General features: G+C 62.7%; 23 protein-coding genes. 4 read left to right on the top strand and 19 right to left on the bottom strand.

Translation table 11 applies throughout. The features are described from left to right. From OHD62_RS02130 to gcvA, 9 genes are all read right to left on the bottom strand, one after another. Positions 1 to 1,587, bottom strand: coding sequence for an FGGY-family carbohydrate kinase (locus OHD62_RS02130; protein WP_263780579.1), 1,587 nt, complete (start codon positions 1,585 to 1,587; stop codon positions 1 to 3). Further along, the gene (locus OHD62_RS02125) at positions 1,584 to 2,267 is read right to left on the bottom strand and encodes an HAD family hydrolase (RefSeq protein WP_263780578.1); all 684 of its coding nucleotides are present in this window, start codon (positions 2,265 to 2,267) and stop codon (positions 1,584 to 1,586) included. The genes OHD62_RS02130 and OHD62_RS02125 overlap by 4 nt, the downstream gene beginning before the upstream one ends. 13 nt (positions 2,268 to 2,280) lie before the next feature. Then, the gene (locus tag OHD62_RS02120) at positions 2,281 to 3,759 is read right to left on the bottom strand and encodes a mannitol dehydrogenase family protein (RefSeq protein ID WP_263780577.1); all 1,479 of its coding nucleotides are present in this window, start codon (positions 3,757 to 3,759) and stop codon (positions 2,281 to 2,283) included. 72 nt (positions 3,760 to 3,831) lie between these two features. Continuing rightward, positions 3,832 to 4,602, bottom strand: a complete 771-nt coding sequence (locus tag OHD62_RS02115; protein ID WP_263780576.1) for an L-iditol 2-dehydrogenase — start codon at positions 4,600 to 4,602, stop codon at positions 3,832 to 3,834. Further along, complete coding sequence (locus OHD62_RS02110; protein ID WP_263780575.1) at positions 4,599 to 5,603, bottom strand: ABC transporter ATP-binding protein; 1,005 nt, start codon at positions 5,601 to 5,603, stop codon at positions 4,599 to 4,601. Before OHD62_RS02110 ends, OHD62_RS02115 begins: the two co-directional genes overlap by 4 nt. Positions 5,604 to 5,653: 50 nt before the next feature. Then, positions 5,654 to 6,478 (bottom strand): carbohydrate ABC transporter permease, encoded by an 825-nt coding sequence (locus OHD62_RS02105; RefSeq protein ID WP_263780574.1) that lies wholly within the window; start codon positions 6,476 to 6,478, stop codon positions 5,654 to 5,656. Positions 6,479 to 6,488: 10 nt separating this feature from the next. Beyond that, complete coding sequence (locus tag OHD62_RS02100; protein ID WP_263780573.1) at positions 6,489 to 7,361, bottom strand: carbohydrate ABC transporter permease; 873 nt, start codon at positions 7,359 to 7,361, stop codon at positions 6,489 to 6,491. A 121-nt stretch (positions 7,362 to 7,482) separates the two neighbouring features. Beyond that, positions 7,483 to 8,793, bottom strand: coding sequence for an ABC transporter substrate-binding protein (locus tag OHD62_RS02095; protein WP_263780572.1), 1,311 nt, complete (start codon positions 8,791 to 8,793; stop codon positions 7,483 to 7,485). Between the two features lie 223 nt (positions 8,794 to 9,016). Continuing rightward, the gene (gene gcvA, locus OHD62_RS02090) at positions 9,017 to 9,925 is read right to left on the bottom strand and encodes a transcriptional regulator GcvA (RefSeq protein WP_263780571.1); all 909 of its coding nucleotides are present in this window, start codon (positions 9,923 to 9,925) and stop codon (positions 9,017 to 9,019) included. 110 nt (positions 9,926 to 10,035) lie between these two features. On the opposite strand from gcvA, the gene OHD62_RS02085 reads away from it, so the two are divergent. After that, complete coding sequence (locus OHD62_RS02085; protein ID WP_263780570.1) at positions 10,036 to 10,224, top strand: hypothetical protein; 189 nt, start codon at positions 10,036 to 10,038, stop codon at positions 10,222 to 10,224. A gap of 112 nt (positions 10,225 to 10,336) precedes the next feature. Here the strand turns inward: OHD62_RS02085 and OHD62_RS02080 are convergent, their stop codons facing one another. Further along, on the bottom strand, positions 10,337 to 11,293 hold the full coding sequence (locus tag OHD62_RS02080) for a sugar-binding transcriptional regulator (RefSeq protein WP_263780569.1): 957 nt from the start codon (positions 11,291 to 11,293) through the stop codon (positions 10,337 to 10,339). A gap of 261 nt (positions 11,294 to 11,554) precedes the next feature. On the opposite strand from OHD62_RS02080, the gene OHD62_RS02075 reads away from it, so the two are divergent. Beyond that, positions 11,555 to 12,190: an HAD family hydrolase gene (locus OHD62_RS02075; protein ID WP_263780568.1), complete on the top strand. Its 636-nt coding sequence runs from the start codon at positions 11,555 to 11,557 to the stop codon at positions 12,188 to 12,190. On the opposite strand, the gene OHD62_RS02070 is transcribed toward OHD62_RS02075, so the two are convergent. The 8 genes from OHD62_RS02070 to ureC all read right to left on the bottom strand — a co-directional run bounded on the left by OHD62_RS02070 (position 12,191) and on the right by ureC (position 18,366). Continuing rightward, a complete protein-coding gene (locus OHD62_RS02070; protein WP_263780567.1) occupies positions 12,191 to 12,958 on the bottom strand; it encodes a class II aldolase and adducin N-terminal domain-containing protein in 768 nt (255 codons plus the stop codon). Positions 12,959 to 13,044: 86 nt separating this feature from the next. Further along, positions 13,045 to 13,686 (bottom strand): urease accessory protein UreG, encoded by a 642-nt coding sequence (gene ureG / locus OHD62_RS02065; protein WP_263780566.1) that lies wholly within the window; start codon positions 13,684 to 13,686, stop codon positions 13,045 to 13,047. Beyond that, positions 13,683 to 14,123 (bottom strand): DUF3995 domain-containing protein, encoded by a 441-nt coding sequence (locus OHD62_RS02060; RefSeq protein WP_263780565.1) that lies wholly within the window; start codon positions 14,121 to 14,123, stop codon positions 13,683 to 13,685. Before OHD62_RS02060 ends, ureG begins: the two co-directional genes overlap by 4 nt. Then, positions 14,120 to 14,791 (bottom strand): urease accessory protein UreF, encoded by a 672-nt coding sequence (locus OHD62_RS02055; protein WP_263782265.1) that lies wholly within the window; start codon positions 14,789 to 14,791, stop codon positions 14,120 to 14,122. Before OHD62_RS02055 ends, OHD62_RS02060 begins: the two co-directional genes overlap by 4 nt. After that, a complete protein-coding gene (locus OHD62_RS02050) occupies positions 14,784 to 15,386 on the bottom strand; it encodes an urease accessory protein UreE (protein ID WP_263780564.1) in 603 nt (200 codons plus the stop codon). The genes OHD62_RS02055 and OHD62_RS02050 overlap by 8 nt, the downstream gene beginning before the upstream one ends. A 49-nt stretch (positions 15,387 to 15,435) precedes the next feature. Next, positions 15,436 to 16,029, bottom strand: a complete 594-nt coding sequence (locus OHD62_RS02045; protein WP_263780563.1) for a hypothetical protein — start codon at positions 16,027 to 16,029, stop codon at positions 15,436 to 15,438. Positions 16,030 to 16,092: 63 nt separating this feature from the next. Further along, positions 16,093 to 16,587, bottom strand: a complete 495-nt coding sequence (locus OHD62_RS02040; protein ID WP_263780562.1) for a DUF29 domain-containing protein — start codon at positions 16,585 to 16,587, stop codon at positions 16,093 to 16,095. A 66-nt stretch (positions 16,588 to 16,653) separates the two neighbouring features. After that, positions 16,654 to 18,366 (bottom strand): urease subunit alpha, encoded by a 1,713-nt coding sequence (ureC, locus tag OHD62_RS02035; protein ID WP_412177335.1) that lies wholly within the window; start codon positions 18,364 to 18,366, stop codon positions 16,654 to 16,656. 178 nt (positions 18,367 to 18,544) lie between these two features. On the opposite strand from ureC, the gene OHD62_RS02030 reads away from it, so the two are divergent. Both OHD62_RS02030 and OHD62_RS02025 read left to right on the top strand, forming a co-directional pair. Then, positions 18,545 to 18,928, top strand: a complete 384-nt coding sequence (locus OHD62_RS02030; protein ID WP_263780561.1) for a hypothetical protein — start codon at positions 18,545 to 18,547, stop codon at positions 18,926 to 18,928. 126 nt (positions 18,929 to 19,054) lie between these two features. After that, positions 19,055 to 19,549, top strand: coding sequence for a hypothetical protein (locus OHD62_RS02025; RefSeq protein WP_263780560.1), 495 nt, complete (start codon positions 19,055 to 19,057; stop codon positions 19,547 to 19,549). Between the two features lie 127 nt (positions 19,550 to 19,676). Here OHD62_RS02025 and OHD62_RS02020 read toward each other — a convergent pair whose 3' ends face one another. Continuing rightward, positions 19,677 to 19,982 carry an urease subunit beta gene (locus OHD62_RS02020; protein WP_008872958.1) on the bottom strand — a complete coding sequence of 102 codons (306 nt, stop codon included), beginning with the start codon at positions 19,980 to 19,982 and terminating at the stop codon, positions 19,677 to 19,679. Positions 19,983 to 19,985: the final 3 nt, after the last annotated feature.

Genomic DNA, 19,985 nt, shown 5'->3' with positions numbered 1-19,985 from the left:
CTACCTGACCTCGTCCAGCGCCCGCCTCTGCCGGTGCATCTCGAGGAATACATGGTAGTCGCGGTCGAACTGGCCGGCGGCGGCTGGGTTCGACGCTCGCTTCTTGCCGCCCTGCTGCATGGCGACGCAGGCGGCATTCAGACCGGGAAAAAGTCCGGCGGCGGTGGCCGCCACCATGCCGGTGCCGAGCAGCACCGCTTCGTCGGCCAGCGGCTCGACCACCGTGCAGCCGGTCGCGTCCGCATATAACTCCATCAACAGCGGGTTCTTGGTGTGGCCGCCGGTGACATGCAGCGTGTCGATCAGATAACCGTTCTCATTCAGCGCCTCCAGCACATGGCGCACGCCAAGCGCGATGCCGACGGCGGTGCGCCAATAGAGCTTGCACAGGCTGTCGAAAGAGGAATCGAGCGTCAGCCCGCTGATGACGCCGACGGCATGCGGATCGGCGAGCGGCGAGCGGTTGCCGTGGAAATCCGGCAGCACATGCAGCCTTCCCGCCAGGTTCTCGCCATCGGCGGCGCGCAGTTCGGCGACACGCCGGGCGATCCTGGCATGCATGGCGGCGTCCGGCTCGCCGCCGGCGCCATGCCAGCGGATGATGTGGTCGAGCAGCGCGCCGGTGGCCGACTGGCCGCCTTCCGACAGCCATAGGCCGGGAAGGGCCGCGCCATAATACGGACCCCAGACGCCGGCGAAGGGCTGCGGATCGGGCGACATCGCCATGACGCAGCTCGACGTGCCGGCGATCAATGCCAGGTGCCGGCCGATATTCTTGTCATCGCCGGCGAAGCCGCCGAGAACGCCGAGCGCGCCGGCATAGGCGTCGATGACGCCGGCGCCGACGCGGCACTTTTCGGTCAGGCCAAGCTCCGCCGCGGCTTCGGCGCTCAGCGAGCCGATATCGGCGCCGACCGGACTTGCCTTCTCCGGCAAATTGCCGTGTTCGAAGAGATCGCCCAGTCCGACCGTTTTGAAGAAGTCGCGCCGCCAGCCGGTCTCCTCATGCGCCAGGTAGGTCCATTTGGCGGTCAGCGTGCATTGCGAGCGCGCCAGCGAGCCGGTTGCTTTCCAAGTCAGGAAATCGGCAAGGTCGAACAGATAGCCGGCTTCATTCCATGTGCCGGGCAGATTGCGCTTCACCCACATCAGTTTCGGCGTTGCCATTTCGGGCGACATGACGCCGCCGATATAGTCGAGCACGGCATGGCCGCTTGCAGTGCATTCATCGGCTTCGGCAATGGCGCGGTGGTCGAGCCAGACGATGGTGTCCCAGCGCCTTTCGCCTGACACCGAGACGCTGAGCTGGCCGCCGTCCCTGTCCCGCACGACAAGCGAACAGGTGGCATCGAAGGAGATGCCGACAATGTCCTTCGCTGCCACGCCCGACTTTTCGCGCGCGGCGCGTACGGCAGTACAGACCGCCGACCAGATATCTTCAGAATTGTGCTCGGCGTGATCGGCCTTGGGCTGGTTCATGGCGATCGGATGCTCGGCGCGGCCGAGCAAGGTGCCTTTGACGTCGAGAATGCCCGCACGGGCGCTCCCGGTGCCGACGTCGACCGCGCAAACGAAACTATTGGTCAAGATGCTTTTACTCTCGCTCCCAGGCCTGCAATCAGATCGGGCAATTGCAGCATGTCAGCGAATATAAAGTCCGGCTCACTCGACGCAAGCCGCGCTTTCAAAGCCGGGTTGCCGGCATGCGAGCCGCCGGTGAAGGCAAACACGCGCATGCCCGCCGACCGCGCCGCCGCGATGCCGGCCGGACTGTCTTCGATGACGAGGCAGTTCCTCGGATGTGCCCGCATGCTGGCTGCAGCGTGGAGGAAGAGGTCGGGTGCGGGTTTGCCGCGCGCCACCATGGCGGCGCTGAACAGATGCGGCTCCATGAGCTCGAGCAGCCCGGTGACATCGAGTGCGTAGCGGATGCGGTCGAGCGTGCCGGAGGAAGCAACGCAGTATGGCACGCCGAGCCTCGGCAGCACCTCGTTGACGCCAGGGATCGGCTTCAGCTCCTCGCGAAATTTGCGCATCAGCTCGACGCGCATCGCGGAGAGATGCCCGTCGGTGATGTCGAGCCCGAAGTCGCGACTAAGGATTTCGCGGACACTCTTCATGCTCTTGCCAAGGAAATGCTCATAGGCGGCATCCTCGCCGATCGTGCCGCCGGCGAGGGCGATCATGCCGAGCAGTGCGGCGACCGACAGCGCCTCGCTGTCGACCAGCACGCCGTCACAGTCGAAGATGACCAGCTCGGGCGTCATCGCAGTGGCGATCTCAGAGCTCGCCGGCGAGATATTGGGTCAGCGTCGCACGCGTGCCATTCGCCCAAAGCAGTTTGAGCGCACGCGCGAAAGCCTCGGCAAAAGGCGCCGAGCGGCCGACATCGCCATAGATATCCTCCATGGCAAGCCAGGCGGCCGGCGCATCCTTCGCTGCTTTTGCCGTCGTCTGCAGCCGGTCCCAGCTCGGATCGTTGGGCTCGATGACGGCGCCGCTATCCGTCGTGCCGAAGCAATAACGGCACCACAGAGCCGATTCCAGCGCGAGACCGGTTACGCTTTTTCCCGCTTTCAGCCGGTCGGCGATGGTCGGAATGATGAATTTTGGCTGGCGGTTGGAGCCGTCGAGACAAAGCCGCCTGATGGTGTCGCCGATCTTCGGGTTGGAGAAGCGGCTCTCGATGAGCTGGTAGTAATCTTCCAGCTTCGTGTTCGGCACCGGCGGCACTGTCGGGATGATCTCGTCATGTTCCAGCTTGGCGAGAAAGCCGCGCACCAACGGTTCCTGCATCGCCTCGTGGACGAAATGGATGTCCATCAGCCCGGCCGGATAGGCAATGGTTGCATGGCCGCCATTGAGGATACGGATCTTCATCAGCTCATAGGGCGCGACATCCGCAACGAACTGCACGCCGACCTTTTCCAGCGGCGGCCTTCCCTCGGTGAAATGGTCCTCCAGCACCCATTGCCGGAACGGCTCGCAGAACACCGGCCAGTTGTCCTCAATGCCGAACTCGCTGGCCAGGATGCCGCGCTCGCGGTCGGTGGTGGCCGGGGTGATGCGGTCGACCATGCCGTTCGGAAAGGCGACGTTCTGGCTGATCCAGTCGGCGAGATCCTCGTCGATCAGGCGGGCGAGGCCGATGACGCCATCGGACGTGACATGGCCATTGTGAGGGATGTTGTCGCAGGACATGACCGTGAATGGCACGATGCCGTCGTCGCGGCGGCGTATCAGGCCGGCAAGGATAATGCCGAAGACCGTCTTCGGTGTCGCCCCCGGCTGAGCGTCGGCGACGATGTCGGGATGGGAAGGATTGAACAGGCCCGACGCGGGGTCGATGAAATAGCCACCCTCGGTGATGGTCAGCGAGACGATCCTGATTGCCGGATCGGCAAGCTGCTTGATGATCGCCTCGGCATCGCCCGGCATCAGGAAGTCGATCATGACGCCGGTGACGCGGGCGCTCATATGGCCTGAGTCCTGCTCGACGACGGTGGTCAGCCAATCCTGCTCCTCGAGCTTGCCGCGGCCGACCTTCTCGCCTTCGAATACGCCGGCGCCAACAATTGCCCAGTCATGGCCGGCACCCGAATTGAACAGATCGTCGAGATAGATCGCCTGATGCGAGCGGTGAAAATTGCCGACGCCGAAATGCACGATACCGGCCTTCAGCGCGGCGCGATCGTATTTCGGGCCAGCAACCTTGGCAGGAAGATTGGCGAGGCTTGACGAAGAAAGTTTCACGGTCATCGGCTTTTTTACCCTTTGGCGGGACAGCTCTTCTCCTCGTGGAGGGACGGGGAGAAGAGCGCCCTCACCCCCTCAACTCATCCACTGGCCGCCATCGACATTGTAGGTCTGGGCGACAATGTATTCAGCCTCGTCGCTGGCCAGGAACACGGCCATGCCTGTCAAGTCTTCCGGCTTACCCATGCGGCCGTAAGGCACGCCTTCGCCGACCAGCCTCCTCTTCTCGCCCTTCGGCCGGTTCTCGTATTTGGCGAACAGCGAATCGACCTCGTCCCACATGTCGCTGTCGACGACGCCGGGCGCGATGCCGTTGACGTTGATGCGGTGCTTGATCAGGGCGAGCCCGGCCGACTGGGTGAGCGAAATGACAGCGGCCTTGGTAGCGCAATAAACGGCGACCAGAGGCTCGCCGCGCCGGCCGGCCTGGCTCGCCATGTTGATGATCTTGCCACCCTTGCCCCTGGCGATCATCGAACGGGCTGCCGCTTGCAACATGAACAGTGTGCCGGCGACATTGACGGAAAACAGCTTTTCGTAGCTCGCCTTGGTGATCTCGACGATCGGCGCCAGGTCGAAAAGCGCGGCATTGTTGATCAATATATCCAACCCGCCGGTCCTGGTTTCGACCGCCTTGACCGCCGCCTCGATCGAGGACAGGTCGGCGACGTCGAGCCTGACCGCATAGGCATTTTTGCCGATCTCCGACGCGGTCTTTTCCGCGGCTTCGAGATTGATGTCGGCAATCGCCACCGTGGCGCCTTCGCGAACATAGGCTTCGGCGAAGGCCTTGCCGATGCCGCGCGCCGAGCCGGTGATCAGCGCCGATTTACCCTGCAGTCTCACTGCGCCATCGCCTTTCCGTCGGCGCCGAAGCGGTGCAGCTTCGCCTTGTCTGGAGTCAGATAGATCGTGTCGCCGTGATGGACGGCCAGTTCGCCGTCGGCACGCACCGTCAATGGCCCGACGCCGTCGGCTTGCACGTGCAGGAAGGTGTCGGAGCCGAGATGCTCTGCGACGCCGACCGTGGCTTTCCAGTCGCCCGACGTCGTCGAGATGTTCATGTGCTCGGGCCTGATGCCGACGGTTTTGGCGCCATATTTGGCCGCCGGCGCGCCTTCGATCAGGTTCATCTTGGGCGAGCCGATGAAACCGGCGACGAACAGGTTTCGCGGCGTCTTGTAGAGCTCCATCGGCGAGCCGACCTGCTCGATATTGCCGGCATTAAGCACGACGATCTTGTCGGCCATGGTCATCGCCTCGACCTGATCATGGGTGACGTAGATCATCGTCGTCTTGAGCTGATGATGCAGCTCGCTGATCTCGAGGCGCATGGTGCCGCGCAGCGCCGCGTCGAGATTGGACAGAGGCTCGTCGAACAGGAAGGCCGAGGGCTGGCGCACAATGGCGCGGCCGATAGCAACGCGCTGGCGCTGGCCGCCGGAGAGCTGGCCGGGGCGGCGATCGAGATAGTTGGTGAGGTTCAGCACACGCGCGGCGTCCTTCACCTTCCTGTCGATGGTCGCCTGGTCTTCGCCAGCCATCTTCAGCGGAAAAGCGATGTTCTTGGCCACCGTCATGTGCGGGTAGAGCGCATAGGACTGGAACACCATGGCGAGTTTGCGCTTGGCCGGCGCCTCGCCCGTCACGTCACGTCCGTCGATGTCGATATTGCCGCCGCTGGTGTCCTCGAGCCCGGCGATCAGCCTGAGCAGCGTGGACTTGCCGCAGCCCGACGGACCGACGAAGACGACGAACTCGCCGTTCTCGATCACCAGATCGATGCCCGGGATGATGACCGTCGACCCGAAGGACTTGGAGACGTTCTTGAGCGTGATGTTTCCCATGGTTTCCTCCCCGAGGGGTTATTTTTCGCCAGATGCTTTGAGCAACGTCCCTATTTCACGGCACCGAATGTCAGGCCGCGCACCAACTGCTTCTGGCTGAACCAGCCCATGATCAGGATCGGCGCGATCGCCAGCGTCGAGGCCGCCGACAGCTTCGCCCAGAACAGGCCTTGCGGGCTGGAGAAGGAGCTGATGAAGGCGGTGAGCGGCGCTGCTTCGGTGGTGGTCAGCCGGATCGTCCAGAACGCCTCGTTCCAGGCCAGGATGATGTTGAGGAGCATCGTCGAAGCGATGCCCGGCACCGCCATCGGCGTCAGCACATAGACGATCTCGTTCCACAGCGAGGCGCCGTCCATGCGCGCCGCTTCGAGGATCTCGCCCGGGATTTCGCGGAAGTAGGTGTAGAGCATCCACACCACGATCGGCAGGTTGATCAGCATCAGCATGATCATCAGGCCGATGCGGCTGTCGAGCAATCCGGTGTCGCGGAAGATCAGGTAGATCGGGAACAGCACGGCGACCGCCGGCATCATCTTGGTGGACAGCATCCACATCAGGATGTCCTTGGTGCGCTTGGTCGGCGAGAAGGCCATCGACCATGCCGCCGGTATGGCGACAAGCAAAGCCAGGATGGTCGAGCCGACCGACAGCAGCACTGAGTTGAGGAAGAACTTGAAATAGCCGCTCTGCGCCTGGACCTCGGAATAGCTTTCCATGGTTCCCGACGGGAACAGGTTGAAGCCCTGGATCGCCTCCTGTTCCGACTTGAACGAGGTGATGACCGTATAGAGGATCGGGAAGAAGATCAGCAGGGCGACGATCCAGGCGGCCGCGGTCGCGAACGTCTTGTGCTGGGTGGTGACTGCACGTGCCATCTTGTCCTCCCTATTTGTCCAGGTTCTTGCCGACGGCGCGCATGGCGAAGAAGGCAACGATGTTGGCGAGAATGACGGCGATCACGCCGCCGGCGGATGCCTGGCCGATTTTGAACTCGAGCAGCGCCTTCTGGTAGACGAGGAAGGGCAGGTTGGTCGAAGCGTAGCCCGGACCGCCATTGGTGGTGACCAGGATCTCGGCATAGACCGACAGCAGGAAGATCGTCTGAATCAGGATGACGACGGTGATGGCGCGCGACATGTGCGGCAGCGTCAGATAGATGAAGCGGCTGACGAAGCCGGCGCCGTCCATCTCGGCGGCTTCCTTCTGCTCGCCGTCGAGCGACTGCAGGGAGGTCAGCAGGATCAGCGTCGCAAAGGGCAGCCACTGCCAGGCGACGATGATAATGATCGCGGTCAGCGGATATTGCCCGAACCAGTCGATCGGCTGCCCGCCGAAGAAGCGCGCAATGTCGGCAAAGACGCCGTATTGCGGATGCATGATCATGTTCTTCCAGACCAATGCAGCCACCGGCGGCATGACGAAGAACGGCGAGATGACGAGGATGCGCACGATGCCTTGTCCCCACATCGGCTGGTCGATCAGCAGCGCCAGCAGGATGCCGCCGATCACCGTGATCAGGAGCACGGCGACGACGATGGTCAGCGTGTTGAGGATCGACTGCAGGAAGGCTGGATTGGAATAGAAAAGCGCATAGTTGGAGAAGCCGACGAACCCATCGCGGATCGGATTGAGCGGATTGTACTGCTGGAAAGAGAACCACAGGGTGAATGCCAGCGGCACGATCATCCAGACGAACAGCAGCACCACGGATGGCGCCATCATGAGACGGGCAAGCGAACGGGTCTGTTGAGTAGCCATGACGGTCACCCTTCAAAGGTCAGCCACAATTTTCAGGTGGTGAAGGTGGCCGCCCGAACTGGGATTCGGGCGGCCGTTACCGGTCATGATGCGCTACCGGCTTTCGGCACCGGGAGGAGCCTTACTGGATATAGCCGCCTTCGGTCATCGCCGCGGTGGCGGCGTCCTGGGCCTGCTTCAAGGCATCGTCGACGCTCGACTGGCCGGCGAGTGCCGCCGAGAAAAGCTGGCCGACCGTGGTGCCAAGTCCCTGGAATTCGGGGATAGCGACGAACTGGACACCGACATAAGGCACCGGCTTGACGGTCGGATGCGTCGGATCGGCGGCGTTTATGGAGTCCAGCGTCATCTTGGCGAAGGGCGCTGCCTTCTGGTACTCGGGATTGGCGTAGAGCGAGGAGCGCGTTCCGGGCGGAACGTTGGCCCAGCCTTCCTTCGAAGCGACGAGTTCAGCGTAGTGCTTGCTGGTTGCCCAGGCGACGAACTTCTCTGCCGCTTCCGCCTTTTGCGTGCCGGCGGGAATGGCCAGCGACCAGGCCCACAGCCAATTGCCGCGCTTACCAAGGCCATTGTCTGGTGCCAGCGCATAGCCGACCTTGTCGGCGACGGTCGAGTTCTTCGGGTCGGAGACGAAGGACGCGGCCACGGTGGCGTCAATCCACATGCCGCATTTGCCCTGCTGGAACAGCGCCAGATTCTCGTTGAAGCCGTTGGACGAGGCGCCTTCCGGACCGTCGGCCTTCATCAGGTCGACGTAGAACTGCAGCGTGTTCTTCCATTCCGGCTGGTCGAATTGCGGCTTCCAGTTCTCGTCGAACCAGCGGGCGCCGAAGGAGTTCGACATGGCGGTCAGGAAGGCCATGTTCTCGCCCCAGCCGGCCTTGCCGCGCAGGCAGACGCCGTTCACGCCATTGGCGCGATCGGTCATCTTGTCGGCGGCCTGCTTGATGAAGTCCCAGGTCGGCGCGTCAGGCATGGTCAGCCCTGCCTTTTCCATCAGGTCCTTGCGGTACATGACGAAGGAGCTCTCGCCGTAGAAGGGCGCGGCATAGAGCTTGCCGTCGACCGAGAGACCGCCGGCGATGGCCGGGATGATGTCCTTGGCGTCGTAGTCGTCGCCGAGCTTGTCGAGCGGCAAGAGCCAGCTCTGCTTGGCCCAGATCGGAACTTCGTACGTGCCGATGGTCATCACGTCATACTGACCGCCCTTGGTGGCGATGTCGGTGGTGACGCGCTCGCGCAGGACGTTTTCCTCGAGCGTGACCCACTGAAGCTGGATGTCGGGATTTTTGCTGGTGAAGTCGTCGGTCAGCTTCTGCATGCGGACCATATCGCCATTGTTGACGGTGGCGATGGTGATGGATTCGGCATGCGCGGCGAATGCAAGGGCGCTGGCCGACAACAGGCCCAGGGTGAGCGTGCGAAGTTTCATCAAATTCCTCCCATAAACCAAGATGAGCATTTGCCTTGGCTTTGGGCAATTACTCACTCTCCGTTAATTATGTCAAGCCGGATTCGTTGCTGCAGCGCAGCACAAAGCTGCAGCACGACGCCTTGCGCCGGACGTTTTGGGACATTGGAAGACGGTTCGAATGGGTCTGCCAGCCGCGAAACGGACTTCCGGCGACCCGTCCTGTCCGAAGAAACTATCCCGCCTACTGACGAGCGATCTCGGCCAGGATCCAATCGCGAAAAGCACGGATCTTCGGCACGTTGCGCCGCGCCGTCGGGTAGACCAGCCAATAGGCATGGCCGTCATCGCCGACCAGATCGAAAGGCTGGATCAGGCGGCCATCGGCAAGCTCGGCCTTGAAAAGCGCCCCCGTCACGATCGCCACGCCCTGCCCGGCAATCGCGGCGTTCGCCTCATAGGCCTGCGCGCCCATGCTGGAGCCGGGTCGTTTGGCCAGTTCCTCGACCGGTAGGCCGGCGGCGATAAACCAGTCCCGCCACCAGATGTCACCGGGGTCGAGGATGGGCAGGCGCAGCAGATCGGCAGGCTCCTTGACGCCGCCGATGCTCGCCGCGAGTTTTGGGCTCAGCATCGGCGTGAAGTCCGCATTGAAAAGCTTGTGCACCTCGACGCCCGGCCAGTTTCCACCGCCCGAGCGGATGGCGATATCGATGTCCTCACGGGCGAAATCGACAAGGCGGTTCGACGTATCGAGGCGCACCGCCAGCGACGGATGCGCGACCTGGAACGAGCCGAGATGCTGCGCCAGCCAGTTCGAGGCAAAGGTCAGCAATGTACTGACGCACAGCACCCCGTCGGCGCCACTGCGCGCGGCGGCATAGGCTCCACTCAACAGGGCGAACGCCTCGCTGACCGCGGGCGCCAGGCGTTGTCCCGCCTCGGTCAGCACGATCTGCTTGGGACGGCGCAGGAACAGCGGCGCGCCGACGCGCTCTTCCAGGAGCTTGATCTGGTAGCTCGCCGCCGCCTGCGTCATGCCGAGCTCCTCGGCGGCCTTGGTGAAGGATAGATGCCGCGCCACCGCTTCGAACACCCGGATCGCGGCGAGCGGCGGGAGCTGTGAGATCTGCCGTGAGTTGAGCTCGGGCATAAGGCCTCCTTATGGGCCGTGATCGACGTTTGATTGGCAGCGGAGCACTGTCAGGCCGATATTTGTGGTCGACGATCCCTTTCTTCCAGACATAGCGAAGGCTGACGATCATGACCACGGTACAGGAAAAACTGCTTCTTCTCACTCCAGACCACGGCTGGTTTTCGCGGCTGGTACGCGGATTTGCACGGCACGTTGCGCGGAAACGGGCCTATCTCGACATAAGGGAATTGCCGCCGCATCTGCAACGCGACATGGGATTTCTCGATGGCAACGACCCATATGGCCGGCGCCAATAGCCTTGCCAGGGCTTATCGGAAATCAGATGCAGCGCCGCGTGTCCTGCGGACACGCAAAGGACGCTGCATTTCCATTTTCGCGCATGATCCTTTCCGAACCAAGGGTTCGGGGTCATGCGCCAGCCAGCAGCGCGGTTGCGGTTCGCTCGTCGGTGATGAGGCCGTTGACCAGCCGCCGGTTCACCGCCGCAAGAATGCCCGGCAGTTTCCGTTCGCCCATGGCGAGCGCGATCACCAGTGATTTTTCGCGCGACGGCAATGCTGCCGACGATACCCGTTCATTGGTGATGCCCTCGATCATCCGGCCTTCGCGGTCGAACACCCAGCCGACGATTTCGGCGACGCCGCCCGCCTTTTGCAGCGCTTTCAGCTCGCTCTCGGAAATGAAGCCGTCCTCGTAAAGCGGCGCCTTGGGGCCGAGGTCGCCAATGCCGACGAAGGTGACGTCAGCCTCCGCCGCAAGCGCCAGCGTCGGCTGGATCATCGGCTGGTTGAGCAGCATATCGCGTTCCTCCGGCGAGGAGGCGATGACCGGCAGTGGCATCGGGAAGGAGCGCGCCTTGACCCGGTCGGCCATGGTGAAGATGACGTTGTAGAAGGCGGCCGAACCGTCGGGCGAAATGTTGCCGGTCAGCGACACCACCTTATGTTGCGGGCATTCCATAGGCGGCAATTGCTCTATCGCCGCCTTCAGCGTGCGGCCAGTACCGATGGCCATGACGATCGGCTCCGGCGACCGGAGCCGCCGCTCGATCTCGGCAGCCGCCGCCTCGGCGACGCCGATGATGGTGGAGGACGAAGCGGGATCGCTCGGCACCACCTCGACAAGGTCGAGTGCGAAGCGCGATTTCAGCCGTGCGGCGAGGTCGAGGCAATTGGCGATCGGATGATCGACACGCACCTTGATCAGCCCTTCCGACACCGCCAGCGACACCAGCCGTTGCGCCGTCTGCCTGGAAATGCCGAGCGTTGCGGCGATCTGGTCCTGCGTGTTGCCGGCAACATAATAAAGCCAGCCGGCGCGCGCCGCGTCGTCCAGCCTGTTGCTGCCTTCCTGCCGCGAATTCAAAGTCCTGCCTCCCAAGCTCCGCTCAGCATCGAGCGAAGGTTCTATACTCTTGCAGGGAATGCGTTGGCGCGCAATTGTCTATTGCCGGAGCAATTGCTTGCATCCGCCAACGCGCTTGTAGTGGGCAATCGCCTCCTCCGTCATATTTCGAGCCGACCATATTTCCGGTAATTCGTCACCCTCCGCCACCGCCGATAACAGGTTCGACGGTTTATCTCCCGGCGCAAACCCGTTAAGGGGGATCGAAAGAGGGATTCTTGCATGACGCCGAAAGCGGTTTTCTGGGACATGGACGGAACGCTGGTCGACAGCGAGCCGCTGCATGAGGCGGCTTTGGTGGCGGCGCTGCACAGTGTGGGCATCGCGCCGCCCGCCAACCTGCACGAGCGGGTGCTCGGCATTGCCGCATGGCCGGTCTACGAGATGCTGCGCGACGAGTTCGGCCTCGATCTGCCTTTCGACGACTGGATCGTGCGCAAATACGATCATTACCTGCCGATGGCCGAGACGCTGGTGCCGCGTGCCGGTGCCATCGAGATCTTCAACGAACTGCGCGCGCTTGGCGTGGAGCAGGCGGTGGTGTCCAATTCCGACCGACTGATCGTCGACGCAAACTTGAGCGCGGTCGGCCTTTCCTATCCCGGCATGAAGACCATCAGCCGCAACGATGTGCGCGAGGGCAAGCCGCATCCCGAGCCGTTCCTGCGCGCCGCCTGGCTGGCCGGTGTCGATCCCACACAGGCGGTGGCGGTCGACGACAGCCGGACCGGCGCCATGGCCGGGCTCGCAGCAGGGATGAAGACTATCTTCTGGCCGGAGGCGCGAATGGAGGGACCGCCCGGCGCCATCGTCATCAACAGCGCCGAGGAATTGCGGGCTGAGCTCGGACTTAGTTAATCAGTTCCGGTAGACCGGCTCCTGCTCGTCGAGGATCGCTTTCAGCTCTGAAAGGTGCCTCTCGGCCTGGCCAGGATAGTCTTCCTGCTCGAGCGCCGCCTTCTCGGCGATCTCGTCGGAAAGCACGCGCAGCGGCCGCCCGGTCCACAACGCCTTGATGTAGGTCTCGGCGGCGCGCTCGAAATAGAACATACGGTTGAAGGTATCGGCGACGCTGTCGCCGATGACCAGCACGCCATGATTGCCCATGACCATCACCTTGACCTTGGGGTCGACGAGCAGTTGTGAGCAACGTTCGCCCTCCTCCTCGAAGGCCAGCCCGCCATAATGGCCGTCGACGACATGGCGGTTGAAGAAGATCGCCGAGTTCTGATCGATCGGCGGCAGCGTCGAGTCGGCCAGCGAGGCGAGCACGGTGGCGTGGATCGAGTGCACATGCATGACGCAGCGCGCATGGGCAACATTGCGGTGGATGGCGCCATGCAGGCCCCATGCCGTCGGGTCGGGCGCATTAGGCCCGGACAGCGTGTCGGGATCGTTGGCATCGATCAAAAGCAGGTCGCTCGCCTTGATGCGCGAGAAATGCACCTGGTTAGGATTCATCAGAAATTGCGAGCCGTCCTCGTTGACCGCCAGCGAGAAGTGATTGGCCACCGCCTCGTGCATGTTGAGCCGCGCTGTCCAGCGGAAAGCGCAAGCGAGATCGACGCGCTCCTCATAGAAGGGCAGATTGGTCAGTATTTCCTTCTGCAGGCGGGCGATGCTCATCGAAAACCTCCGTCAAAAAATGAAGGATGCCGCGCACCGCCGACGCGCGCAACCGGTTTCGTTTGGTGCAGACGAGTGTCGATGGCTTACGCAGCAGTGCTTGTGGCGGCGCCGACCCGCAGCCCACCCTGTTCGACGATGAAATCGATCACCTCCTGCAGGCCCTTGCCGCGCGACAGGTCGGTGAAGCCGAATGGCCGCTTGCCACGCATGCGGGCGGCGTCTGCCTCCATGACATCGAGATTGACGTTCACGTAGGGCGCGAGATCGCTCTTGTTGATGACCAGGAAGTCGGAGCGTGTGATCGCCGGGCCGCCCTTGCGCGGGATTTCCTCGCCCTGGCAGACCGAGATGACATAGAGCGTCAGATCCGCGAGATCCGGCGAGAAGGTAGCGGCGAGGTTGTCGCCGCCGGATTCGATGAAAACGATGTCGAGATCCGGGAACTTTTTGTTCAGCTCGGCGATCGCCTGCAGATTGATCGAGGCGTCCTCGCGGATGGCGGTGTGCGGGCAGCCGCCGGTCTCGACGCCGACGATGCGATCCTCGGGCAGCGCCTGCAGCCTGGCCAGCATCATGGCGTCTTCCCTGGTGTAGATGTCGTTGGTGACGACGGCGATGGAGAACTCGTCGCGCAGCGCCTTGCAGAGCTTTTCGGTGAGCGTCGTCTTGCCGGAGCCGACTGGGCCGCCGATGCCGATGCGAAGAGGACCATTGGTCTGGGTCATGCGGAAAACTCCGTGATAGCGAGGACGGCGAAGCCTGCCCCGATCAACAGGCAGAGCGGCGAATAATAGCTGACATCAAGCCGCGCGAAAGGCTGTTCGGGCGCCAGCCGCCGCCACCAGGGCGTGAAGCCGGCAATGCCGCGGCCGAGGAAAACCAGCGCGATGAGCAGTGATGCGGCGGCAAGCCCGGCCTTGGGAAAGGGCGTGGCGAAAACACCCTCCAGCGCCATCGGCCACAGCGTCGCCAGGCCGAGACAAGCGGCGACGGCAAAACAGGCGAAGGGCGCCGGCATCTCGTCGACGTCGCGAAAGCCGACCACCGCATGGGCGCAGGAGGCGGCGTCCCTGCCAGGCCAGATGCCGCCGATGCCCCAATAGACATGCAGCGTGGTGATCAGCAGCAGGACGAATGAGAGAATGAGGGCAAGCACGATCATGAGCGGAACAGCCGGGAATACTGGGTTTCGTGCTTCATCGCCATGATGTCGGAGACGAAGGCACAGCCGCCAAGATCATCTGTGGTCGAGCCGGCGGCGCGAGACGCGGTTTCCAGCGCCAACGGCTCGAAGCCGGCGAGCAGCGCGGTGGCTTCCGTCTGGCCGACGACGCCGAGCCTGATCGCAGCCTGGACGAGGTTGGAGAAGAAGGCCTGCAGGAAGGCTGACAGCGCGTCCTGGAGCGCGATGCCGTTGCCGCCGGCCACCGCGCCGACAGCGACGCAATAGGGGCATTCGGCCGGTAGACGTTCCAGCACCCGGCAGGGCCAGGCGGAAGCCGCCTTCAGGAAGGCCGCGCCTTGCAGCATGGTTTCAGTGTGGCGCTCGCGCGAGCCGGCCAGGGCCTCGGCAAGCGCCGCGGTCTCATCGAGGTCGCCGCCGTTACGGGCGCGCCGCCAGCTCTCGGCAAACAGCACCGCGTCGTTCCAGCCCGATCCCATCTCAACAAGCGTCTCCAGCCACGCGGCAAGGCTTTCGCCGTCGGCGACCAGCCCGTCATGCACCGCGCGTTCGAGGCCATGGCTGTAGGAAAAGCCGCCGACCGGGAAAACAGGCGACAGCCACGCCATCAGCCGCAAAAGGGCGATGCTGGAAGGCTGGTCAGTCATGGTCATGGTGGCCGTCATCATGCGAATGGGAATGACCATGCGAGTGGCTGTGCGAATGAGAATGCGACTCGCCATGGGCATGCGAATGCGCTTCGGCATGGCTGTGTGCCTCGGCATGAGCATGACCATGGCCGGAATAGGCGCCGCGCACCGGTACGAACGGCTCCAGGACATCCGTGACCGTGGCGCCGAGCCCTTCCAACATCGCCTTGATGACATGATCGCGCAGGATGAGAATGCGGTTCGCCTCGATGCTTGCTGCGAGATGACGGTTGCCGATATGCCAGGCGAGCTCGGTGAGATGAACCGGGCTTAAGGCGCGGATATCGTAAAGCGGCTCCTCGGCGGCGATGATCTCGACATGGCGGCCATCCTCAAGCACCAGCCGGTCGCGGTCGTTGAGGGCGACGGGTTCGGGCAGATCGACCAGTACCTTGTCGCCGCCTGAAGTCTCGATGGCGCGGCGGCGCAAATGCCGCTCGTCATGGGCAAGCACGACACGATCATATGGTGTGGTCGTTCCCACCTCGCCGGCGGTCAGCACGGAAACGGCGCGCGGGAATTTGGTGAAATCGGTGCGGATGTCGAGCTTCATGTGGAATCTGCCTTTCCGAGGGAGCCTAGACTATCCCGAGCATCGCCGCTCAGGCGATCGTGTCGAAGAGCCGCAGAATGAACGATATCTGGTAGACCAGCGTGCCGGCGACGAAGGCGATATGAAAGCGACGGTCGCGCACCAGGATCGCGACAATGCAAAGCGCGACGAAAACCGGCGTGCGGATCAAATATTCAATGCCGAAATGGGCGAAATGCTCCGGCCCTTTCAGCAACGTGTCGATCACGTCGAGCAAATAGGTCGTCGCCAGCAGGCCGAAGAACCAGGCGCGGCGCGAATAGAAGAAATCCTCGTAGCTGGTGTAGTCGAGCATCGAATCCGGGAACAGCAGCGCGCACAGCATGAACAGGGTGATGGCGTAGAAGATGATGAAAAGGTACTTGCCGAAGGTCCAGGTCTCGAGAGTGTAGAGGCCGAATTCCCACCACCAGAAATGCACCAGCAACAACAGCATGGAGCCGACCCAGGCCAGATGCACGGAGTAGATCCGGTACTGGCCGGGATGCTGGACGATGCGGGCCAGCCCCGACAAAAGGCGGGTGACGCCGAGACCGATCACCATGCCCATGACGATGCGGATATGCGGGAAGACGTCATGGGCAGAAACGAGCTGCTGTTCCATGGGCGATCAACGAGGCTCCCAACGCAAGGAGGTTATGCAACTCATCGCGCTAGAAGGGACAATTCATTCGCGAACAAGCTGATCCGACGACCACGGAGCGCCGGGGAAAAAATCCCGATCCAGCACGTCTGCAATCGGATAGGGACAATCGGCAGGAAAATCCTTTTCGGGTAACCCCGTCTCGTCAGCCGCTTTCAATCTCGCAAATTCGAACTCGCTAGCGAGCTGCTTGCGTGGATAGGCCTTTAGGCTCGGGCTTTCGTTGATCAACTTCTTGATCTGATGTCGCTGTTCGCGGATCGTCAACAGCCACCCTGCTTTGCGCTTCTCTGCCTGGAACTGCCACTTAAGCAAGTGCAGGAGCAGAGTACCCAGCCTGCTCTCGATCTCTCGTTTGTCACTCCGCCCCAAACTTTCGATCTCCTCGGCAAGGTTCTCACGATCGAGGTCGGATAGACGACCTTCGCGCAGCAATGCGCCCTGTTCGGCGCACCACTGAGCATAGTCGATCTCGTAGGGTGTAGACTTATGCCGGCGCTGGATTTGGATCTTGTTCATGACTGCATAATGCCCCGTTTTCGATCCCAAGCCAATCACCGGGTGAAGCCCGCCCAGAATCCAGCATCAAAACAAAAAATACCTTTGCGCCATCGGCAGCACCGTTGCCGGCTCGCAGGTCAGCAATTCGCCGTCGGCTCGCACCTCGTAGGTTTCGGGATCGACCTCGACATAAGGGGTGGCGTCGTTGAGCACCATCGAATGCTTGCCGATGCCGCCGCGGGTGTTTTCGACCGCGACCATGGCCTTGTCGACGCCGAGCCTTGCTTGCAGGCCGTCATCGAGCGCAGCTTTCGAGACGAAAGTCACCGACGAGTTGGTCAGCGCCTTGCCATAGGCGCCGAACATCGGCCGGTAGTGCATCGGCTGCGGCGTCGGGATCGAGGCGTTGGGATCGCCCATGGGGGCGGCGGCGATCGAGCCACCGACCAGCACCATCTCAGGTTTTACACCGAAAAAGGCCGGGTTCCACAGCACGAGGTCGGCGCGTTTTCCCACCGCCACCGAGCCGATCTCCTTCGACAGGCCATGCGCGATGGCCGGGTTGATCGTGTATTTGGCGATGTAGCGGCGGACGCGGAAATTGTCGTTGTTGCCGGTCTCCTGCGGCAGCGAACCGCGCTGGCGCTTCATCTTGTCGGCGGTCTGCCAGCAGCGGATCGCCACTTCGCCGACGCGGCCCATGGCCTGGCTGTCCGACGAGATGATCGAGAAGGCGCCGATGTCGTGCAGTATGTCCTCGGCGGCGATGGTCTCCTTGCGGATGCGGCTTTCGGCAAAGGCAATGTCTTCGGGGATCGACGGCGACAGATGGTGGCAGACCATCAGCATGTCGAGATGCTCGGCCAGCGTATTGACCGTATAAGGACGCGTCGGATTGGTCGAGGACGGGATGACGTTGGGCAGGCCGCAGACCTTGATGATGTCCGGCGCATGGCCGCCGCCGGCGCCTTCGGTGTGGAAGGCATGGATGGTGCGGCCCTTGATCGCCGCGACCGTGTTTTCGACAAAGCCGGATTCGTTCAGCGTGTCGGTGTGGATCATCACCTGCACGTCGTAATCGTCGGCAACCGACAGGCAGCAGTCGATGGCCGCCGGCGTCGTGCCCCAGTCCTCGTGCAGCTTCAGCGAGCAGGCGCCGGCCAGCACCATCTCCTCAAGTGCCGCCGGCAGCGAGGCGTTGCCCTTGCCCGACAGGCCGATATTCATCGGGAAGGCGTCGAAGGACTGGATCATGCGCGCCATGTGCCACGGCCCCGGCGTGCAGGTGGTTGCCAGCGTGCCATGCGCCGGGCCTGTGCCGCCGCCGAGCATGGTGGTGATGCCGCTCATCAGCGCTTCCTCGATCTGCTGCGGGCAGATGAAATGGATATGCGCGTCGAAGCCGCCGGCAGTCAGGATCTTGCCCTCGCCGGCGATGATCTCCGTGCCGGGGCCGATGATGATGGTGACGCCCGATTGCGTATCCGGATTGCCGGCCTTGCCTATTGCCGCGATGCGGCCGTCCTTGAGGCCGATGTCGGCCTTGACGATGCCGGTCACGGCATCGACAACCAGCGCGTTGGTGATGACAGTGTCGACCGCGCCTTGCGCGCGCGATACCTGGCTCTGGCCCATGCCGTCACGGATCACCTTGCCGCCACCGAATTTCACCTCCTCGCCATGCAAGGTGAAATCCTTTTCGACCTCGATGAACAATTCGGTGTCGGCAAGCCGCACCTTGTCGCCGACTGTCGGGCCATACATCTGGGCATAAGCGGCGCGGGTGATTCTAGCCATCAGCAATTGCTCCCGAAATACGGCCCCAAGATACGGCTTGTCGAAGCCCGGCCCACATTGTCGCCATCCTATGGTCACGCAATGACCCGCTGAGCGACACCTTGCGCTCCCATTTACCCTTTGAGGTGGCCGGGTCACCCCAAACCGACCGTTTGCCAATCGATGGAAAGGAAAATCCATGCGCAAAACGATACTTCTCGCGGCAGCCGCCACTCTTGCCCTGGCGAGCGCCGCCAGCGCCCAGCAACAACCTGCCCAGCCCGCGCCGGCTCAACCGCCCGCAGCATCCCCGCCGGCGCCTGGAGCTCAGCCGGCCGCGCCGACGATCCAGAGCGTCAACATCGTCGACATCAAGGAGCTGCCCCAGGCTACGCAGACGCAGGTCAACCAGGTGATCGCCCAGCGTGGCGACGCCGGCCTGCAGAAACTGCGTAGTTCGATCGACGCGACCCCGAAGGTCAAGTCCGCGCTTGAAGCCAAGGGACTCACCTCGGCACAAGTGATCGCCGCCAGCATGAGCAATGATGGCGCGCTGACCCTGATTACCAAGAAAGCGAGTTGACGACCGGCTGCGGCGGGCCGGCACAAGGCCGGCCTGCCGCGTCGAGCGGGGAACCTTCTCCGGGCAGGATTCGTTTCGATCTTTTGGCCCTGAAGCCAAATTCGAAAAGGACACCGAGAGCGAACGATGGCGATAACCACCTTCCCCGATGCTAAATGGCTTCATGCGATCGCCGCGTTGGCGTTTCTCGCGGCCAGCATCCCCTATGCCAAGCTCAACGCGCAAAGTCTCGAGAACCCTGACACCGTCGACCGGATCGTCGGCTCGGAGGTCAGGCAGGAAGAGACCAACACGGCTGTGGAGGCCCGCAAGGTCGCTACTGCGATCGACCGGACGCGCGAAAACATCGGCACGGTGCGCAAGACATCCAAGCTCGACAAGGTCGATATCGTATTCCTGACCGACGCTGCACGCACGGAAGGCGGCCCGCCGCCGGCGATCGAGAGCAAGGTCGAGCAACATCAGGATGACATTGCGGAATTGCGCAAGGAGATCGAGGCGAATGCGCTGCTGTTCAACGCCATCGACTCGCATCGCGTGACGACCGAAGACGTTCTCGCCGTCGAATTCGACGATCCGGGAAGGATCGTCATCTACGCCGCGGCCAAGCCGTCCAACTAGAGCAGTATGAATTGAAGTCGAACCGGTCATCCTGCTCTAAGTCTTTGTTTTTCGCATGATCTTGTCCGAAAAGTCTGCAACTTTTCGGGATCATGCTCTAGGCCGAGGCCGCCTGACGCCCTCGATCTCACAGGGCGCCCATGATCTTCTGCTGAAATCCATAGACTTCGCGCTTGCCGCCGAGCGGCACCAGCGTGACGTCGCGCTCCTGGCCGGGCTCGAAGCGCATGGCCGTGCCGGCGGCGATGTCGAGACGCATGCCCCGCGCTCTGTCGCGATCGAATTTCAGCCCCTCATTGGTCTCGAAGAAATGGTAGTGGCTGCCGACCTGGATCGGCCGGTCACCGCTGTTGGCCACTTTCAAGGTGACGGTCGGCTGGCCTTTGTTCAGCTCGATGTCGCCGCTCGCAGTGATGATTTCGCCCGGGATCATCGC

Origin of the sequence: Mesorhizobium sp. YC-39 (assembly GCF_025753795.1) — a bacterium.
Lineage (GTDB): Bacteria > Pseudomonadota > Alphaproteobacteria > Rhizobiales > Rhizobiaceae > Mesorhizobium.
This window is presented reverse-complemented; position numbering and strand designations above follow the sequence as displayed.

What these genes read in the sequence shown, in the direction of transcription:
- OHD62_RS02125 (WP_263780578.1), bottom strand. Translation starts at nt 2,267, where the DNA reads ATGACGCCCGAGCTGGTCATCTTCGACTGTGACGGCGTGCTGGTCGAC.
- OHD62_RS02120 (WP_263780577.1), bottom strand. Translation starts at nt 3,759, where the DNA reads ATGACCGTGAAACTTTCTTCGTCAAGCCTCGCCAATCTTCCTGCCAAG.
- OHD62_RS02110 (WP_263780575.1), bottom strand. Translation starts at nt 5,603, where the DNA reads ATGGGAAACATCACGCTCAAGAACGTCTCCAAGTCCTTCGGGTCGACG.
- OHD62_RS02105 (WP_263780574.1), bottom strand. Translation starts at nt 6,478, where the DNA reads ATGGCACGTGCAGTCACCACCCAGCACAAGACGTTCGCGACCGCGGCC.
- OHD62_RS02100 (WP_263780573.1), bottom strand. Translation starts at nt 7,361, where the DNA reads ATGGCTACTCAACAGACCCGTTCGCTTGCCCGTCTCATGATGGCGCCA.
- OHD62_RS02095 (WP_263780572.1), bottom strand. Translation starts at nt 8,793, where the DNA reads ATGAAACTTCGCACGCTCACCCTGGGCCTGTTGTCGGCCAGCGCCCTT.
- gcvA (WP_263780571.1), bottom strand. Translation starts at nt 9,925, where the DNA reads ATGCCCGAGCTCAACTCACGGCAGATCTCACAGCTCCCGCCGCTCGCC.
- OHD62_RS02085 (WP_263780570.1), top strand. Translation starts at nt 10,036, where the DNA reads ATGACCACGGTACAGGAAAAACTGCTTCTTCTCACTCCAGACCACGGC.
- OHD62_RS02075 (WP_263780568.1), top strand. Translation starts at nt 11,555, where the DNA reads ATGACGCCGAAAGCGGTTTTCTGGGACATGGACGGAACGCTGGTCGAC.
- OHD62_RS02070 (WP_263780567.1), bottom strand. Translation starts at nt 12,958, where the DNA reads ATGAGCATCGCCCGCCTGCAGAAGGAAATACTGACCAATCTGCCCTTC.
- ureG (WP_263780566.1), bottom strand. Translation starts at nt 13,686, where the DNA reads ATGACCCAGACCAATGGTCCTCTTCGCATCGGCATCGGCGGCCCAGTC.
- OHD62_RS02060 (WP_263780565.1), bottom strand. Translation starts at nt 14,123, where the DNA reads ATGATCGTGCTTGCCCTCATTCTCTCATTCGTCCTGCTGCTGATCACC.
- OHD62_RS02055 (WP_263782265.1), bottom strand. Translation starts at nt 14,791, where the DNA reads ATGACTGACCAGCCTTCCAGCATCGCCCTTTTGCGGCTGATGGCGTGG.
- OHD62_RS02050 (WP_263780564.1), bottom strand. Translation starts at nt 15,386, where the DNA reads ATGAAGCTCGACATCCGCACCGATTTCACCAAATTCCCGCGCGCCGTT.
- OHD62_RS02045 (WP_263780563.1), bottom strand. Translation starts at nt 16,029, where the DNA reads ATGGAACAGCAGCTCGTTTCTGCCCATGACGTCTTCCCGCATATCCGC.
- OHD62_RS02040 (WP_263780562.1), bottom strand. Translation starts at nt 16,587, where the DNA reads ATGAACAAGATCCAAATCCAGCGCCGGCATAAGTCTACACCCTACGAG.
- ureC (WP_412177335.1), bottom strand. Translation starts at nt 18,366, where the DNA reads ATGGCTAGAATCACCCGCGCCGCTTATGCCCAGATGTATGGCCCGACA.
- OHD62_RS02030 (WP_263780561.1), top strand. Translation starts at nt 18,545, where the DNA reads ATGCGCAAAACGATACTTCTCGCGGCAGCCGCCACTCTTGCCCTGGCG.
- OHD62_RS02025 (WP_263780560.1), top strand. Translation starts at nt 19,055, where the DNA reads ATGGCGATAACCACCTTCCCCGATGCTAAATGGCTTCATGCGATCGCC.
- OHD62_RS02020 (WP_008872958.1), bottom strand. Translation starts at nt 19,982, where the DNA reads ATGATCCCGGGCGAAATCATCACTGCGAGCGGCGACATCGAGCTGAAC.